The organism is Actinomycetospora straminea (assembly GCF_028737255.1).
Lineage (GTDB): Bacteria > Actinomycetota > Actinomycetes > Mycobacteriales > Pseudonocardiaceae > Actinomycetospora > Actinomycetospora straminea.
In genome coordinates, this window is the sequence record NZ_JAQZAN010000007.1 from 131,399 (window position 1) to 147,859 (window position 16,461).

The window sequence follows — 16,461 nt, forward strand, 5'->3', positions numbered from 1 at the left end:
GCCACGGGCTGGACGCGGGACGAGACCACATCGTCCGACGAACGAGGACACTGTCAAGCGCTGCGGTCAAGCGCTGCGGTCAGGCGCCGCGATCGAGCCCGACGGGCGCGACGCGGACGCGGGCGTCCACGAGCCGGCACGCGTCCGGGGTGCAGACGACGGGGTTGAGGTCCATCTCGGCGATCTGGGGGAGGAGCTCGGCGAGCCGGGCGACGCGCGCGACGACCGTCCCGAGCCGCTCGCGTTCCACCAGCCGCGCGGCGATGCCGCGGCGCAGCGGGAGCTCGTCGAGGAGCTCGGCGAGATCGGTCGTCGTCATCGGGACGAGGCGGTGCCAGCGCCGGTCGGCCACGTCGGTGCCCGTCCCGCCGACGCCGGCGGTGACGAGTGCGCCGAAGTCCGGGTCGCCGGCCACGCCCACGAGCATCTCGACGCCCGGGGGCGCCATGGGCTGCACGACGAACCCGCGCCACGCCTCGCCGAAGGCCGCCACGAAGCCGGTCGCCGCGGCCCGGACGGCGACGTCGCCCCGCAGCGCGAGGGCGACCCCGCCCTGCTCGGACTTGTGCAGTACGCCCTCGGCGACGACCTTGAGCGCGACCGGTCCGTCGATCGCCCGGGCGACGGCGACCGCCTCGTCGACGGTGCGCACGACCCGGGCGGGCACGAGGTCGAGCCCAGCGGCCTGCAGGAGGGCGGCGCACTCGTCGGGCTCCAACCACCGGCCGCCGGGGTGGGCGTCCAGCACGCCCGCCACCACCGTCCGCGCGGTGGCGAGGTCGACGGGGTGCTCGTCGGCCGGCAGTGGGCGGCCGGGGTCGCGGGCGACGTCGGCGCCGCGGCGGACGAGGTGCGCGAGCGCCCGCGCGGCGTCGGCCGGGTCGGCGAACACCGCGGCGCGGGGGGTGCCGTCCGCGTCGAGCAGGGGGGCGACGCGGGCCCGCTGGTCGAGGGCGACGGCGACGACGGGGACGTCGCGCCCGGGCGGGCGGGCCAGGGCGGCGCCGAGCCCGGTGCCCGGGTCGCCGAGGGCCGTCGGGCAGGCGACGGTGAGCACGGCGTCGACCTCCGGGGCCTCGCGCAGCACGTCGAGGCACGCGGCGAAGGTCGCTGCGTCGGCGGTGGCGGTGGTGTCGACGGGCCCGCCGGTGGCCGCGGTGGAGGGAAGCAGGGCGTCGAGCCGGGACCGGGTGGCCGGGGCCAGGGCCGGGACCCGCAGGCCGGCGGCCGCGCACGCGTCGGCGGCGAGCACGTTGGTGCCGCCGGCGTTGCCGAGCACCGCGACGCGGTCGCCGGCGGCGGGCGCGCTCCAGGACAGCACGGCGAGGGCGCCGGCGAGCTCGCCGAGGTCGTCGACGGGCTGGACCCCCGCCTGCCGGTAGAGGGCGTCGCGGCGGACCGCCGGGGTGGCCGACGCCGCGGTGTGCGACGCCGCCGCCCGCGCCCCGACCTCGCTGCTCGCCGCCCGCACCGCGAGCACCGGGATCCGCGCGGAGACCCGTCGCGCCAGGCGGGAGAAGGCGCGCGGGTTGCCGAACGACTCGACGTGCAGGACGGCGACCCGCGTGTCGGCGTCCTCGGACCACCAGGCGAGCAGGTCGTTGCTGCTGACGTCGTAGCGGTCGCCGACCGAGACGAGGGTGGAGACGCCGAGCCCGAGCCCGCGCAGGGCCTCGAGCACCGCGATCGCCACCCCGCCGGACTGGGTGACGACGCCGACCGACCCCGCCGGCGCCGCGCCGGGAGCGAACGTGGCGTCGAGCCGCACGTCCGGCGCGGTGTCGACCAGCCCCAGGCAGTTCGGCCCGACCAGGCGCATCCCGTGCCGGTGCACGGCCTCCAGGACGGCGCCGTCGACCCCGGCGGCCGCGAGCCCCGACGTGATCACCAGCACGGCCCGCACGCCGCGCTCCCCGCACGCCGCCACCAGCGCCGGCAGCGCGGCCGGTGGCGTCGCGAGGATCGCGAGGTCCGGTGCGTCGGGCAGCAGGTCGACCGAGGCGACGGTCGGGACGCCCGCCACGCGGGCCGCGTGCGGGTGGACGACGTGGACGCGACCGGTGAACCCGCCGGCGAGCACGGCGTCGAGGACCGCCCGGCCCACCGAGCCCGGCCGCCGACCCGCCCCGACCACCGCGATCGAGCGTGGGCGCAGGACGGGGCCGAGGCCGGCGCGGGCCGCGTGGGCGGCCCGGGCCAGCGTCGCGCGGGCGAAGGCCGCCGCCGCGGCCGGGTCCTCGGGGTCGGGCAGGGTGATGACGACGTGCAGCGACGGGCCGTCCGCCTCGCGCGCGACGGGCAGCCCGAGGTCGGTGAACACCCGGCGCATGGCGGTGTTCTCGGTCAGCACCTCGGCGGTCCAGCGCCGCACGCCGCGCCGGACGGACTCGTGGACGGCCCGCTCGAGCAGGGCGGTCCCCACGCCGTGGGCCTGGACCCGGTGCCCGACCGTCACGGCGACCTCCGCGTCCTCCGGGCACGCCGCGTCCGGCGCGACCTGCACCGCCCCGACCAGCTCGGCGCCCAGGAACGCGCCCCACACGGTGCCCGAGGCCGCCGCGTCCAGGGCGTAGGTGTCGAGCGCGTGCGGCGAGAGCGTCGCGAACCGCAGCCACCGGTCGTGCTCCGGGAGGTCCCGGTGCAGGCGCAGGAGGGCGGGCCCGTCCCGGCGGTCCAGGGACCGGATGTCCACCGGGCTGCCGTCCGCGAGCAGGACGCGGTGCTCGACGGCGGGATCGGCCGGGTCGAGGACGCTCATGGGCCGATCCCAGCCGGAGCCGCGGGCGCCCGGCAGGGCCGTCGGCCCGGCGATCACGGGACCTCCGGGCCGGGGGCGGGGAACGGCACGGGGTCCGGCGGTGGTGGGACCTCCGGCCCTGGCCGCGCCGCGCCGTCGGGGCCAGGATGGTCGGACGGGGCGGGACTCGCGGAGGGGGAGACGGCCGTCGTGGTGGACACGCAGGGCACGGCACGACGTCCCGTCGAGGGAGCGGGCCCGCCCGGTCCGCGGCTGAGCGGGGCCGGCACGGAGCAGGTGGCGGCCCTCTTCTCCTCGATGGTGGCGGTGGCCGAGGGCCTCGACCTCGACACCACGCTGCGCCGCCTCGTCGAGGTGGCCACCGACCTGGTCGGCGCCCGCTACGGCGCGCTCGGCGTGCTCGACGAGGCCGGGGCCGGCCTCGCCCGCTTCGTCCACACCGGCATCGACGACGCCACGCGGGCGCGGATTGGCGACCTGCCCCGCGGCCGGGGCCTGCTCGGCGAGCTCATCCGGCACCCGACGCCCCTGCGCCTCGACGACCTGCACGACCACCCCGCCTCGGTCGGCTTCCCGCCCCACCACCCGCCCATGGGGTCCTTCCTCGGCGTCCCGGTCCGCGTCCGGGGCGAGGTCTTCGGCAACCTCTACCTCACCGACAAGCGCGGCGGCTTCACCGCCGCCGACGAGGAGCTCATCGTCGCGCTGGCGGCCGCCGCGGCGGTGGCCGTCGAGAACGCGCGCCTGCACCAGGACACCGAGCGGCTCGTCGCCGAGGGGCAGCGTCGTCAGCGGTGGCTCGAGGCGTCCGGGGAGATCACGACCCAGGTCCTGGCCGGCGCGGACCCGACGGAGGCCCTCGTGCTGGCGGCCGAACGCGCCGCCGAGCTCGCCGACGGTGTCGGCGCGATCATCACCACCCCGCCGGCCCTGGCGTGCGAGCGCGACGAGGCGCCGCCGGTGCGCGTGACCGTGAGCGTCGGTCTCGAGGCCCGGCTGCCGATCGACGCGCGGCTCGCGGGCGCCGCGCTGGACGAGGTGGCGCGCCTGCGCCTGCCGCGCCTCGAGGACGACCTGGTCCTCGCCGTCGACGGCCGGGAGGAGCACCTCGGGCCGGCGCTGCTCGTGCCGCTCGACGGCACCGAGGTGATCACCGGTGTCCTCGTGGTGGTGCGGCGTCCCGGGTCGGCCCCGATCGGCACCGAGGGCCTCTCGACCGCGGCCTCGTTCGCCGACCAGGCCGCGCTGGTGCTGCGGCTCGCCGAGTCCCAGCGCGCCCGCCGCCAGCTCGACGTCGCCGCCGACCGGGAGCGCATCGCCGCCGACCTGCACGACCACGTGCTCCAGCGCCTGTTCGCGCTCGGCCTCGGCCTGCAGGCCACCCAGGCCCGGCTGCGCAGCCAGCCGGAGGCCGCGGGGCGGGTCAACGAGGCGGTCGACACGATCGACGGCATCGTCCGCGACATCCGCACGAGCATCTTCGACCTCCACGCCATCGGCACCACCCCGGGCCTCGGGGGGCGTCTGCGGGCCGCCGTCGCCGAGATGAGCGCCCACGTCGAGACCGAGCCCGTGGTGCGGCTGTCCGGGCCGGTCGACACCGTGCCCGAGGAGCTCGCCGTGCAGGTCGAGGCCGTGGTGCGCGAGGGCGTCTCGAACGCCGTGCGCCACGGCGGCGCGGACACGGTGGTGGTGACCGTGTCCGTGGACGACGTCCTCGCGGTGGACGTGACCGACGACGGGTTCGGCATCCCCGACACCGTGGCGCGCAGCGGCCTGGCGAACCTGACCGCCCGCGCCCGGGCGCTCGGCGGCGAGGCCAGCGTCGGACGGCGCACGACCGGGACCCGGAGCGGGACCCGCCTGTCGTGGTGGGTCCCGTTCGACGCCGCGACCTGATCAGGCGCCGGTGTCGCGGCGGCGGGGCGTCGGGTGCACCGGGCGCCCCCAGCCCAGGCGCAGGACGACCTGCGGCCAGAGCACCCCGCCGAGCAGGGCCCGCACCTCGTCGCGCACGGCGGCGACCTCGAGCGGGGGCGCGACGAACGACGACCCCACCCCGTGGGCCGTGGCCGTCAGCAGCACCTGCTGCATCGCCGCGCCGGCCCGCAGGTGGGCGAGGGGACCGTCGTCGTAGGACAGGACGACGGCGACGGTCGGGTCGTCCCCGCTGCCGGTGGGCGGCGCGGTGCGGTCGGTGTCGGCGACCGCGTCACCGAAGTCGCGGGGCCGCCAGGCGGAGTCGGCCCGCGGCGCCCGCTGCGCGTGCTCGCGGGGCAGGCCGTCGTCCTCGCGCGCCGGGTGGCCGATCCATCGCTCCCACTCGGCGACGAACGCGGGGTCCGCGCGCTGCTGACGGTGCGCCCGGGCGGTGAGCTCGCGCAGCTCGCGCCGCTGGCGGGCGTCGGTGAGGAACACCAGACGGCAGCTCTCCCGCCCGGCCGCGCGGGCCAGCTGGTCGCGCAGCGCGGCCGGGAGCGGTCGCCCGTCGAAGGGGTGGCGGTCGGTGTGCCGGCGCGGGATCGCCGTCGCCAGCTCGCTCTCCCACAGCGACGCCGGCAGGACCGAGCCCGGGCGGACCCGTCCGAGGAACCAGCGGTCGGCCGGGTCGGGCAGCAGCTGCGTGTGGGCCCGCCGGCCCTGGGCGCGCACCGCGAGCCGCACGTTGAGCAGGGCAGCGCCACACGCGAGCCGCAGCTCGCGGGCGTCGGGGTCGGCCACCTCGAGCCGCCGGTCCGGGTCGCCGTGGACCTCGACCGCGTCGTGGTGCCACTGCAGTCGCCACGGCTGGCTGTTGTGGCTCGAGGGCGCGCTCGCCCCGGCGCGCAGGAGCTCGATCACCGCCGTCGTCCCGGATGCCCGGTCCTCTCGCATCGTCACGATGCCTCCCGCTGCAGCCACGACGTCCTCCTCGTCCTCGGCGGGAAGCGTCCGTCCCCGGCCGGGCCGCTCACCAGGGACCGACGGCCCGGTGCGGAGGGACCGTCCGGCTCCGGTGTCGGGAGGCCTCGCCGGGCGAGGGTGGACCCCGATCAGCGGCACCGAGGACCGAGGGGTGGACGGGATGGACACGATCGGGGACGACGGCGGGACGGTCGTCGTGGGCTTCGACGGCTCGCGACACGCGGAGGCCGCGGTGCGCTGGGCGATCGCCGAGGGTGGCCGGCGGGGGGCAGCGGTCCGGGTGGTCGTCGCCCACGAGCCCCCGGACGCCTGGATGACCACGTACGGCTACCCCCTGATCGCCGACAGCGGGGAGCTCCGGGCGGCCGTCGAGGAGACGGCCCGCGAGCGCGTCGAGGAGGTGCGCGCCGCCCTGGGCGACGCGGACCGCGCGGTGCCGGTCACGGTCGTCGCGATCACCGGCCCCGCGGCCCACGTCCTGACGCAGGAGGCGCAGGGCGCCGCGGTGCTCGTCGTGGGTCACCGCGGTCGCGGCGGGCTGCGCAGCGCCCTGCTCGGATCGGTCGGGCTGTCGGCGGTGCTGCACGCCCCGTGCCCGGTCACGGTCGTGCCCGCGGCGCCGGTGCCGCACGAGGAGGCCACGGAGGACGACCTGGCGTTCCTCGCCGGACCGCTCCCGGCCGGCCCGCTCGCCTGACGCCCGCTGCGCACCCACACAGGACGACCATGGCGGCGAGGCCGCCGGAGGAGGCTGGACAATGATCGATCGCTCGGTGCCCCCAGCCGGGGTGGTCGTCGGGGTGGACGGCGACCCCGGGACGCTGCGGGCGGTCGGATGGGCGGCCCGCGAGGCCGACCGCCGGCGCCTGCCGCTCGACCTCGTCCAGGTGCTGCCGCCGTCCGACCGGGACCCCGACGAGCTGCGCGCCCCGACCGGGCGGGCGATGTCCCTGCTGGGCCAGGCGCGCCGCATCGCGGAGGCGGCGGCCCCCGGGCTCGCGCCGCGGCTGTCGGTGGTCGACGGCGTGGCCGGGCCGGCGCTGGTCGCGGTGTCCCGCCGGGCGCACCTGCTCGTCGTCGGGACGCGGCACCTCGACGGCGCCCTCGACCTCACGCTCGGCCGCACGCTGGTCCACACCATGGGCCGGTCCGCCTGCCCGGTCGTCGTGGTCGGGCCGCGCTGGGACCCCGACGAGCGCCACGAGGGCCCCGTCCTCGTCGGCGTCGACGGCTCGCCGGAGTCGCACGGGGCCGTCGCGTTCGCCACCGACGTCGCCGACCGCTGGCACGCGCGCCTCACCGCCGTCGGTGTCGCTCCCCGTCACGACGCGGACGCCGACGCCGACGAGCGCCGCCGCGTCCTCGCCGAGGCGCGCGCCGGGTTGGCGACCCGGTACCCGGGTGTCCGCCTCCACGAGGTCCTCGACCGCGGCGACCCGGGCGAGGAGCTCCTGCGCGAGGCGCGTGACGGCGCCGCGCTGGTCGTGCTCGGCTGCCGCGGGCGCGGCGCGCTGGCGGGGACCCTGGTCGGTTCCACCAGCCAGCGGGTCGTCCGCGCGGCGCCGTGCCCGGTCGCCGTGCTGCCCGCCGGGGCGGCCGAGCGCTGGGTGGCGACGGACCGTGTCTGGGCCGAGGAGGGTGTGTGATGCGCGACCCCGCACCCGCCCCGGTGGTGGTCGGGGTCGACGACGGGTTGCTGCGCGTGCGCGTGCTCGACCGGGCCGTCCGTGAGGCCCGGGGCCGCGGCGGACCGCTGGTCCTCGTGCACACCCACGGCCCCGAGACGCCCCTGGCGCCCTGGTACGACGACGCCGGCCGGCGCGCCGAGGCCTACCTCACCCGCACCGCCCCCGACCTCGCGGTGGAGCTCCTCTGCCGGGCCGGCGACATCACCGACACCCTCGTCGGCGCCTGTGCGGCGGGCTCGGTGCTCGTCCTCGGCGACCGCCACCGGCGTCTCGGCACGGAGGCGGGGCACACCACCGAGCGCGTGATCGTCGCGGCACCGTGCCCCGTCCTCGTGATCCCCGAGTACCGCGGACCGACCCCGCGCGGCGCCGTCGAGCGCCGGGCCGTGGTGGTCGGCGTGGACGACGGCGGCTCGGCGCCCGCGGTGCTCGCCTACGCCGTGCGCACCGCGGCCGACCTCGGGGTCCCGCTCGAGGTCGTCCGTGCCGTCCCGCCCCCGGAGGACGCCGAGGGCGCCGGCGAGGTCGCCGACGCCGACCTCGCCGCGGCCCGCCGCGCGCTGGATCGGCTCGTCGCGGCCCTCCGGCCCGGCCCCGTGCCGGTGCGCACCGAGGTGGTCGTCGACCGCCCGGCCCGCGCGCTGCTGGGACGCGCCGCGGGCGCCGACGAGGTCGTCGTCGGCCACCGCCGCGACGGCGCCGCCTCGCTGCGCGGGCCGGGCTCCACGGCGCGCTCGGTGCTCGCGGGGGCCCCGTGCGCGGTCGCCGTCCTCGGACCCCGCGGCCTGGACCAGGCCGCCACCGCGGTGACCGCGACGGAGGGCACCCGGTGACCGGTCCCGGGCCCGCCCCCGCGGTCGTCGAGACCCACACGGCGGTCCTGTGGTTCGCCGGGGACCGGGTGCACAAGATGAAGAAGCCGGTCGACCTGGGGTTCTGCGACTTCACCACCCTCGAGCGGCGGCGGGAGGCGTGCCTGCGGGAGATCGCCCTCAACCGGCGGCTCAGCCCCGAGGCCTACCTCGGGCTCGAGAGCCTGCTCGGGCCGGACGGGATGGCGTGCGAGTACTTCGTGGCGATGCGGCGGATGCCGGCCGACCGGCGCCTGGCCGCGCTCGTGCGGGCCGGCGAGCCGGTGGAGGACGAGGTCCGCACCCTCGCCCGGCGCCTCGCCGCGTTCCACAGCACCGCCGCGCGCGGCCCGGCGGTGGACCGGGAGGGGACGGTCGACGCCGCCCGCGCCCGGTGGACCGGCGTCCTCGACGGGCTGCGCCGCCACGCCGGCACGATCCTGCCCGCCGACGTCGTCGACCACGTCGCGGCCGCCGCCGGCGCGTTCCTCGACGGCCGGCGTGCCCTGTTCGACCGGCGCCGGCGGCAGGGCCGGGTGGTCGACGGGCACGGCGACCTGCTCGCCGACGACGTCTTCTGCCTGCCCGACGGGCCGGTGGTGCTCGACTGCCTGGAGTTCGACGACCACCTGCGCTACGTCGACGGGCTCGACGACGCCGCGTTCCTCGCGATGGACCTCGAGCGCCTCGGTGACGCCGCCCTCGCCGGGCGCTTCCTCGGCTGGTACGCCGAGTTCGCCGACGACCCCGCACCGCCCGCGCTGCGCCACCACCTCACGGCCTACCGCGCGGCCGTGCGCGCCTCGGTGACCTGCGTGCGGGTCGACCAGGGCGGCGGGGACGCGGACCTCGCCCGCGACCTGCTCGAGCTCGCGGCCGCCCACCTCGACGCGGGCCGGGTCCGGCTGGTGCTGGTCGGCGGCCTGCCGGGCACGGGCAAGTCGACGGTCGCCGGCGGGCTGGCCGACCGGCTCGGGGCGACGCTGCTGTCCAGCGACCGCGTCCGCAAGGAGATCGCCGGCATCGACCCGTCGACCGGCGCCGCGGCCGACTACGCCACGGGCCTCTACCGCGCCGAGCACACCGCCGCGACCTACGGCGAGCTCCTGCACCGGGCCGAGGAGCTCCTCGGCCTGGGGGAGTCGGTGGTGCTCGACGCCTCGTGGACCGCGGCAGCGCCGCGCGAGGGCGCGACGGCGCTCGCGGCGCGGGCCTCGGCGGCGCTGACGTCGCTGCGCTGCGAGGCGCCGCGCGCGGTCGCGGACGAGCGCATCCGTCGCCGGCGCGGGTCGGCGTCCGACGCCACCCCGCTGGTGGCCGCGGTCATGGCCGCCGACACCGACCCGTGGCTCGAGGCCACGGTGATCGACACCGCCGGCTCCGTCGACGCCGCCGTGGACGCGGCGCTCGCCGCCGTGCGCGCCCCCCGCCCGCACGCCACCTGGACGGTCGTCGAGGTCTGAGACGGAGCGCCCGAGGAAGGAGGTGGACCGTGCCCCGGTCCCTGGTGGTGTTCGAGTCGATGTACGGCAACACCGAGGCGGTGGCCCGCGCGATCGCGGACGGCGTCGCGGCGCACCTCCCCGTGGAGGTGGTGGAGGTCGGCGCGGCGCCGACGGATCCCGGGGAGGACCTCGCCCTGCTCGTCGTGGGCGGGCCGACGCACGCCTTCGGCATGAGCCGGCCCAAGACGCGACGGGACGCGGCCGCCCGGGCCGGGCGTCCGACCGTGTCCCCGGGCCCCGGGGTGCGCGAGTGGCTCGAGGCGCTGCGCGGGCGGGCCGGTGTCACCGCAGCCGCGTTCGACACCCGCGTCGTGCGTCCCCGCGTCCCCGGCTCCGCGGCGCGCGCGATCGCCCGGCGCCTGCGCCGCCACGGGCTCACCACCCGCGAAGGGCCCCACACCTTCTGGGTCACGGGCTCGGAGGGCCCGCTGCTCGACGGTGAGCTCGAGCGCGCGCGGGCCTGGGGCGCGGCGCTCGCGGAGGACGTGGCCGTCCCGGCCGGGGGCGCGCCGTGAGGCCCACCGCGGCGTCGCACCGGGCGGCGGCGGGGTGACCGCGATGACGTTCATCGATCGCCGCGACGCGGGGATGCGCCTGGCCCGGCGGCTCGGCCACCTCGCGGGCGAGGACGTCGTGGTCCTCGGTGCGCCATGCGGGGGTGTGCTCGTCGCCGCGCCCGTCGCCGCGGCGCTCGCGGCGCCGCTGGACGTGGCCGTGACGCGGGAGGTCCGCGTCCCCGCGCGGTCCCCGCTGGTCCTGGGCGCGGTCGGCGAGGAGGGGGTGCTGGCGCTCGACGACGGTCTCGTCCGCGCGCTGCGCGTCGGCGAGGCCGAGCTGGCCGCGGCGGTGGTCCGCGAGCGGGCCGCCGTGGACCGCTTCGTCCGGCGGTACCGGGGCGGACGACCCGGCGTCCCGATCGGCGGGCGCACCGTCGTGCTGGTCGCCGACGGCGTCGCCGTGGCCACCCCCGTGCGGACCGCCGTCGCCGTGCTCCGGGCCCGTGGTGCCCGACGGGTGGTCCTCGCCGTGCCGGTGGGCGCCCCGGTCGCCGTGGACGTCCTCGCGCAGGACGTGGACGAGCTCGTCGTGCTCGCGCGCCCGGCCGCGTTCCGCGAGGTGGCCGCGAGCTACGTCGAGTTCCACCGGGTCGACGAGACCGAGGTCGTCGCGGCCCTGCGGGAGCAGGCGGCCGGCGGGGCGCACGGTGGCGCGCGTGTTCCCGGTGGGTGAGGACCACCGTCCGACCGTGGTCGTGGGGGTCGACGGCTCGCCCGGCTCCCGGGCCGCCCTCGTCGACGCGATGCGCTCCGCCGCGCTCCGCGGGGCGTGCCTGCGGGTGGTCGCGGTGTACGAGCCGCCCGAGTGGCGCCTGCCGGCGGCACCGACACCGCTGCCCGACCGGGCCGAGATCGAGGAGTCGCTGGCGGGCGCGGTGCGGGCCATGGTCACCGACGTCGCCTACGAGCTGGGCGGCGAGCACCTGGTCCGCCCGCCGGTCACGGTCGAGGTCGCGCGGGGCGACGCCGCCGACGTCCTGGTCCGTGCGGCCGCCGGCGCCGACGAGCTCGTCGTCGGGCACCGCGGGCGCGGGGCGGTCGCGAGCGCCCTGCTCGGCTCGGTCGGGTGGGGCTGCGTCCGGCACGCGCCCTGCCCCGTCCGGGTGGTGCCCGACGGGCACCGGGCCTGATCACCGGTCGCCCCCGTCGTCTCGGCCTCCGGTCCCGGTCGCGCGGGCCCTCCGGCCCTGCCGCCGCGGGGGTCGCGGTGCGCAGGCTGGGGCGACGAGGAGGTGGGCCGATGTCCGAGGCGGGATCGGGGACGAGGAACGACGATCGGGGCGGCGGGCGCGGTGGCGCCGTCGTCGTCGGGGTGTCCATCGAGGGCCACGGGGAGACCGCCGTCCGGTGGGCGGCCGCCGAGGCGCGCGACCGCGGTGTGCCGTTGCGTCTGGTGCTCGGCCTGGTGATCCCGCGCGGCGGGCACGGCGGCCTGGTCGGGGTGGACGTCGCGACCGGGCTGCGGTCGCTGGCGCGCCGCGAGCTCCGGGAGATGCGGGAGGCGGCACAGGCCGTCGCGCCGGGCATCGCGGTGAGCGAGGACGTCGTGGAGAGCGACCCCGTCGGCGTGCTGCGCGCGCAGGCGCGGTCGGCGTCGCTGCTGGTCGTCGGCAACGACGGCCTGCCCCGTCTCCTGGACCTCGCGCTCCGGGGCATCGCTCGCGGCCTCGTCGGCCACGTCGACGTGCCGGTCGTCGTCGTCCCCCAGGGCTGCGACCCCCGGGTGCGCGACCGTGCGGACGGCGCCGCCGCGGTGGTCGTCGGCGACGACGGCTCCCCGGGCTCGCGGGCGGCCGTGCGGTTCGCGGCCGCCCGGGCCTCGACGCGGGGGGCGCCGCTGGTGCTGGTGCGCGCCGGCCGTGACGCCCGGCTGCTGTCCGAGGACGTCCCCGCGCTCGGCCCCGACCGCCCACCCTCGGTGCGCGTGGTGCTGGCCGAGGAGCGCGCGGACCGGGTCCTCGCCGACCAGGCGCGCGACGCCGAGCTCGTCGTCCTCGGGAGCGGCGAGCACGGCTGGCGCCATCACCACCACCCGACGCGCCCGGGTCTCGTCCTGCACGCGTCGTGCCCGGTGGTCGTGGTGCCGCCGCCCCCGCCCGACGCCGCCACGCCGGCCGCGTCCCGCGTGTCGCAGGAGGTGACCTCGTGACCGCGGTGCTGCGGACGCCGCGTGCCCTGCTCGTCGACCTGCTGGTCGCGGTGCTCGTGGTCCAGTACGTCGTGTTCGTCGCCACGGGGTCGGCGTGGCTCGTCGACGACCCGCGGGGCATGGCGGGGTTCGGGCTCGCCGTCGTGGCGGTGGCCGCGATCGCGAGCGTCTCGCTCGTCCCGCTCGGCACGCCGACCCTGGTGATCGCCGGCGCCGCCACCTTCGCGGCGGGTGTCGCCGCGCTGGTGTGGGGCCTGGTGCCGGGTCTCGGGCCGGTGCTGGTGGGGGTCTTCGTCGCGGGCGTCCTCGTCACCTGGGCGCTGACCGTCGTCGCCCTGCGCGCGGCGGCGCGGCGAGGCGCGCGCCGGGGACGGGTCCGGGCCTGACGCCCCGGCGCCCTCCCGGCGACCGACGACCAAGGGCCCGCCCGCGGGGCCCGGACGGCCCGGGCGGCCGCGGGCCACACCGGGCGAGGCTCGCCCGGGGGAACGACGCGCGACGGAGGAGAGCAGCATGGACGAGGAACACGACCGCGGCCCGACGACCCTCCCGAACGGCGAGGGTGCCGGCCCGGGCCGGCCGGTGGTGGTCGGGACCGACGGCTCGGAGTCGTCCCTGGCCGCCGTGCGCTGGGCCGCCGGTGCGGCGGCCTCGACGGGGCGGGGGCTGCACGTCGTGCTCGCCTACGGCGCGGTCGATCCCACCCTGCTGGCCGACGCCTCGCTCTGGCGTCGCTACCAGCACGAGATCGAGGCGCAGGCCCGCCACGAGCTGTCCCGGGCCGCCGAGGCCGCGCGCGCGGAGGCGCCGTCGGTGGCGGTGACCGAGGAGCTGGTCGACGGTCCCGCCGCCGAGGCGCTGATGGAGCGCGCGGGGTCGGGGATGCTCGTGGTCGGGGAGCAGGGCGCCGACGGGCTCGGCGGCGCGCTGCTGGGCTCGGTGGCGTCCACGGTGGCCTCCCACGCGGAGGGCCCGGTCGTCGTCGTCCGCGGGACGGCCGGCCCGGGTCCCGACGCGCCGGTCGTCGTCGGCGTCGACGGGTCGCCCGCCAGCGACGCGGCCATCGACGTCGCGGTGGCGTTCGCCGACGCGGAGGACCGTCCCCTGGTCGCGGTGCACACCTGGTCGGACCCCCTCATCGAGACCGTGCCCGAGGCGTTCACCGACCTCGACGCGATCACCGAGCAGGAGCGACGGGTGCTTGCCGAGCAGCTCGCCGGCCGTTCCGCCGCCCACCCCGACCTGCGGGTCACCACCGTCGTCACGCGCTCACGCCCGGCGCGCGCCCTGCTGGAGACGGCCCGCGGCGCGCGCCTGCTGGTGGTCGGGACGCGGGGCCGCGGGGGCTTCGCCGGCCTGCTGCTCGGCTCCGTGAGCCGCGCCGTGGTGCACCGCGCGCCCTGTCCGGTCGCCGTCGTGCCCCCGCCCGGCGTGCGGCACCGGCCCCGGTCCGCCGAGCGCGTGCGCGCCGCGGCGCCGTGAGGAGCCGCGCCGCGACCGGCGCCGCCGGTCCCCGGCCCGCGGCGGAGCCGGCGGTGGCGGAGGTGCACCCGGGTCGGCGACCGGCCGCGGTCGTGCGTGCCTTCGCACCGGCGGGCCCGGGCCGGCACGCGGTGGTCGCCTGGGCCTGCCGGCAGGCCCGGCGCACCGGCGCCCGCCTCGAGCTCCTCGTCGAGCCCGCGGCCGGCGAGCCCGACGAGCCGCGCGGCGGGCCGGTCGGGGTCCTCGCCCGGCTGGTCCGCCCGGTGCTGGGCCCCGTCCTCGGCGAGTCGTCGCTGGCCGACCGGCTCGCCCGCGCCTCGGCGGGCAGCGGGCTGCTCGTCGTGCCCCAGCGCCTCGCCGGCGTCGACGAGCTCGTCGACACCGCCTACGAACCGGTCGCGGTGGTCCCCGACGAGCCGCCGCACACCCACGGTCCGGTCGTCCTGGCGCTCGCGCCCCGCAGCACCGGCGACGAGGCCGTCGACGCCGCCTTTGCGGCCGCCGCGCGCCGCCGCGCGCCGCTGCTCGCGGTGTGCGTGCGGGCGTCGACCCCGTGGACGCTGGACACCGCGGTCGCCGGGGACGAGACGCTCGACGACGAGGCCGAGGCCTGGGGGGACCGCCTCGCGGCCTGGCGGTTGACCCACCCCGACGTCCCGGTCGAGGTGCGGGTCGCCGAGGGCGACCCCGCCCTCGCGCTGGTCGACCTGTCCGCGCAGGCACGCCTCCTCGTCCTCGGACGGTCCGGGCGGGGCCGGGTGCTGGCGCGCGTGGCCGCCTCGCCCGTCGGGGCGGTGACGCTGCGCGCGCGCTGCCCCGTCCTCGTCGTCCCGCCGCCCGGCCCGCCGCGCCGGTCGTGGTGGCCGCGGTCGTCCTGAGGCCGTCCCGGTCGTCAGGTCACGGTCCCCGCCGACGGACCGCGACGCACGTCGCGGTCCGCGAGCCGCAGGGCGGCGTCCAGGCGGGGACCCTCGTCGAGGCCGCTCTCGAGGGCCCGCAGGATGCCCGTCAGGGTGGTGCGCACGGCCTGGTGGGTCTCGTGGTCCAGGGAGCGCCGGGCCTGGTCCGTCGCCGCGAGCACCGTCACCCGCGGCGCGCCGCGGCGCCGGAGGACGACGACGTGCGACACGAGGTCGACGGCCTCGGAGGGGCGGCGGACGGGCGCGGTGTCCATGGCGGGCTCCTCTCTCGGGCCCAGCTCACCGCGTCGGTGTCGCGGGATCGAGGGCCGGAGGTCACCCGACGCCGGCCGGACGTCCCGCCGGTCCGGGGCGCGGGCTCCCGCCGGTCCGCGGACCGGGCGGTGAGGGTCGGTCGAGGTCGCACCGGACGCGCGGGGCGCCGGGTGACCGGGCCTCAGCGATCGGACGCCGCCCCGCTCCTCGGGGCGCCGGACGACCTCCTCCGCCACGCGACCACCGGCTCGAGCGCCGCCAGCTCGTCCGCCGTCGCGTGCCGGAAGGGACCTGCGGCCGCCGGGGCCGCCGGGTCGTCGACGCCGCCGGGTGCGGGCAGCCCCCGCGTCGTCCACCAGCTCGCGCCCACCGCCACGGCCAGGATCGTGGTGATGACCGCGAGCGAGATCGGGGTGGGGATGTACGTGACGTCCACCTTGAGGGCCATCTTGACGCCCACCCAGACGAGGACCAGGGCGAGCCCCAGCTTGAGGTAGACGAAGCGGTGGATGAGGTCGGCGAGCAGGAAGTACATGGCCCGCAGGCCGAGCAGCGCGAAGGCGTTGGCCGTGAACACCAGGAACGGCTCGTCGGTGACGGCGAAGATGGCCGGGATCGAGTCGACCGCGAAGACGACGTCGGTGGCCTCCACGAGCATCAGGACGGCGAGCAGGGGAGTGGCCAGCAGGACCCCGGCCCGCCGGACGAGGAAGCGCTGGCCGTGGAAGGCGTCGGTCGTCGGCACCACGCGACGGAACCAGCGCAGGGTGCGGGAGCGTGCGGGGTCGATGTGGCTGTCGCGCTGGACCGCCATCCGGATGCCGGTGACGACGAGGAACGCCGCGAACAGGTAGAGCACCCAGGAGAAGTTCGCGATCAGCACCGCCCCCGCGGCGATGAACAGGCCCCGCAGCACGAGGGCGCCGACCACGCCCAGGAACAGCACGCGGTGCTGGTACTCGCGGGGGACGCCGAAGAAGCTGAAGATCACCGCCCAGACGAAGACGTTGTCGACGGCGAGGGACTTCTCGATCAGGTAGCCGGCGAAGTACTGCTGGCCGAGCTCGGCGCCCCAGATCCACCACACGGCCACGCCGAAGCCGACCCCGATGGCCACCCACACCGCCGACCAGGCGGCGGCCTCGCGGACCCCGATCACGTGGGCCCGGCGGTGGGCGACCAGGTCCACCGCGAGCATGGCGACGATGCCCGCGACGACCGCGAGCCAGATCCCGAGCGAGACGTCCATGTGCTCTCCTCCGAGGTGCGCGTTCGACACTCGGAGGTCTCACCCGGCCCGGGACGCGGGCCCGCCCGGCCGGGGCGGCGTCCGTGACCGGACGCGGCCCGTGGTGACGACCAGGGGCGCGGGGGTTACTCCCCTCCTGCACA

Annotated in this window: 16 protein-coding genes; 12 read left to right on the forward strand and 4 right to left on the reverse strand. The window is 78.6% G+C overall.

Annotated features, from left to right (window positions below):
* Positions 1-79: 79 nt before the first annotated feature.
* Positions 80-2,758 carry a GNAT family N-acetyltransferase gene (locus tag PH190_RS12195; RefSeq protein ID WP_274231779.1) on the reverse strand — a complete coding sequence of 893 codons (2,679 nt, stop codon included), beginning with the start codon at positions 2,756-2,758 and terminating at the stop codon, positions 80-82.
* Between the two features lie 189 nt (positions 2,759-2,947).
* On the opposite strand from PH190_RS12195, the gene PH190_RS12200 reads away from it, so the two are divergent.
* Positions 2,948-4,657 (forward strand): GAF domain-containing sensor histidine kinase, encoded by a 1,710-nt coding sequence (locus tag PH190_RS12200; RefSeq protein WP_274231780.1) that lies wholly within the window; start codon positions 2,948-2,950, stop codon positions 4,655-4,657.
* On the opposite strand, the gene PH190_RS12205 is transcribed toward PH190_RS12200, so the two are convergent.
* Entirely contained in the window at positions 4,658-5,659 is a 1,002-nt protein-coding gene (locus PH190_RS12205; RefSeq protein ID WP_274231781.1) for an Acg family FMN-binding oxidoreductase, read from the reverse strand.
* A 163-nt stretch (positions 5,660-5,822) separates the two neighbouring features.
* On the opposite strand from PH190_RS12205, the gene PH190_RS12210 reads away from it, so the two are divergent.
* The 11 genes from PH190_RS12210 to PH190_RS12260 all read left to right on the forward strand — a co-directional run bounded on the left by PH190_RS12210 (position 5,823) and on the right by PH190_RS12260 (position 14,772).
* A complete protein-coding gene (locus PH190_RS12210; RefSeq protein WP_274231782.1) occupies positions 5,823-6,359 on the forward strand; it encodes a universal stress protein in 537 nt (178 codons plus the stop codon).
* Positions 6,360-6,420: 61 nt separating this feature from the next.
* The gene (locus PH190_RS12215; protein ID WP_274231783.1) at positions 6,421-7,308 is read left to right on the forward strand and encodes a universal stress protein; all 888 of its coding nucleotides are present in this window, start codon (positions 6,421-6,423) and stop codon (positions 7,306-7,308) included.
* Complete coding sequence (locus PH190_RS12220; protein ID WP_274231784.1) at positions 7,308-8,183, forward strand: universal stress protein; 876 nt, start codon at positions 7,308-7,310, stop codon at positions 8,181-8,183. The genes PH190_RS12215 and PH190_RS12220 overlap by 1 nt, the downstream gene beginning before the upstream one ends.
* Positions 8,180-9,664: a bifunctional aminoglycoside phosphotransferase/ATP-binding protein gene (locus PH190_RS12225; protein WP_274231785.1), complete on the forward strand. Its 1,485-nt coding sequence runs from the start codon at positions 8,180-8,182 to the stop codon at positions 9,662-9,664. Before PH190_RS12220 ends, PH190_RS12225 begins: the two co-directional genes overlap by 4 nt.
* Before the next feature lie 29 nt (positions 9,665-9,693).
* Positions 9,694-10,221, forward strand: a complete 528-nt coding sequence (locus PH190_RS12230) for a flavodoxin family protein (RefSeq protein ID WP_337993810.1) — start codon at positions 9,694-9,696, stop codon at positions 10,219-10,221.
* 43 nt (positions 10,222-10,264) lie between these two features.
* Positions 10,265-10,936 (forward strand): phosphoribosyltransferase family protein, encoded by a 672-nt coding sequence (locus tag PH190_RS12235; RefSeq protein WP_274231786.1) that lies wholly within the window; start codon positions 10,265-10,267, stop codon positions 10,934-10,936.
* A gap of 16 nt (positions 10,937-10,952) precedes the next feature.
* Positions 10,953-11,393 carry a universal stress protein gene (locus PH190_RS12240; RefSeq protein ID WP_274231787.1) on the forward strand — a complete coding sequence of 147 codons (441 nt, stop codon included), beginning with the start codon at positions 10,953-10,955 and terminating at the stop codon, positions 11,391-11,393.
* A 110-nt stretch (positions 11,394-11,503) separates the two neighbouring features.
* Entirely contained in the window at positions 11,504-12,412 is a 909-nt protein-coding gene (locus PH190_RS12245; RefSeq protein WP_274231788.1) for a universal stress protein, read from the forward strand.
* Complete coding sequence (locus PH190_RS12250; RefSeq protein ID WP_274231789.1) at positions 12,409-12,798, forward strand: hypothetical protein; 390 nt, start codon at positions 12,409-12,411, stop codon at positions 12,796-12,798. The genes PH190_RS12245 and PH190_RS12250 overlap by 4 nt, the downstream gene beginning before the upstream one ends.
* Before the next feature lie 127 nt (positions 12,799-12,925).
* Positions 12,926-13,894, forward strand: a complete 969-nt coding sequence (locus PH190_RS12255) for a universal stress protein (protein ID WP_274231790.1) — start codon at positions 12,926-12,928, stop codon at positions 13,892-13,894.
* A gap of 53 nt (positions 13,895-13,947) precedes the next feature.
* Positions 13,948-14,772: a universal stress protein gene (locus tag PH190_RS12260; protein WP_274231791.1), complete on the forward strand. Its 825-nt coding sequence runs from the start codon at positions 13,948-13,950 to the stop codon at positions 14,770-14,772.
* A 14-nt stretch (positions 14,773-14,786) separates the two neighbouring features.
* Here PH190_RS12260 and PH190_RS12265 read toward each other — a convergent pair whose 3' ends face one another.
* Positions 14,787-15,068 (reverse strand): hypothetical protein, encoded by a 282-nt coding sequence (locus tag PH190_RS12265; protein WP_274231792.1) that lies wholly within the window; start codon positions 15,066-15,068, stop codon positions 14,787-14,789.
* Positions 15,069-15,250: 182 nt separating this feature from the next.
* A complete protein-coding gene (locus PH190_RS12270) occupies positions 15,251-16,318 on the reverse strand; it encodes a TerC family protein (protein ID WP_274231793.1) in 1,068 nt (355 codons plus the stop codon).
* Positions 16,319-16,461: the final 143 nt, after the last annotated feature.

What these genes read in the sequence shown, in the direction of transcription:
- PH190_RS12245 (WP_274231788.1), top strand. Translation starts at nt 11,504, where the DNA reads ATGTCCGAGGCGGGATCGGGGACGAGGAACGACGATCGGGGCGGCGGG.
- PH190_RS12265 (WP_274231792.1), bottom strand. Translation starts at nt 15,068, where the DNA reads ATGGACACCGCGCCCGTCCGCCGCCCCTCCGAGGCCGTCGACCTCGTG.
- PH190_RS12235 (WP_274231786.1), top strand. Translation starts at nt 10,265, where the DNA reads ATGACGTTCATCGATCGCCGCGACGCGGGGATGCGCCTGGCCCGGCGG.
- PH190_RS12255 (WP_274231790.1), top strand. Translation starts at nt 12,926, where the DNA reads ATGGACGAGGAACACGACCGCGGCCCGACGACCCTCCCGAACGGCGAG.
- PH190_RS12270 (WP_274231793.1), bottom strand. Translation starts at nt 16,318, where the DNA reads ATGGACGTCTCGCTCGGGATCTGGCTCGCGGTCGTCGCGGGCATCGTC.
- PH190_RS12220 (WP_274231784.1), top strand. Translation starts at nt 7,308, where the DNA reads ATGCGCGACCCCGCACCCGCCCCGGTGGTGGTCGGGGTCGACGACGGG.
- PH190_RS12215 (WP_274231783.1), top strand. Translation starts at nt 6,421, where the DNA reads ATGATCGATCGCTCGGTGCCCCCAGCCGGGGTGGTCGTCGGGGTGGAC.
- PH190_RS12195 (WP_274231779.1), bottom strand. Translation starts at nt 2,758, where the DNA reads ATGAGCGTCCTCGACCCGGCCGATCCCGCCGTCGAGCACCGCGTCCTG.
- PH190_RS12210 (WP_274231782.1), top strand. Translation starts at nt 5,823, where the DNA reads ATGGACACGATCGGGGACGACGGCGGGACGGTCGTCGTGGGCTTCGAC.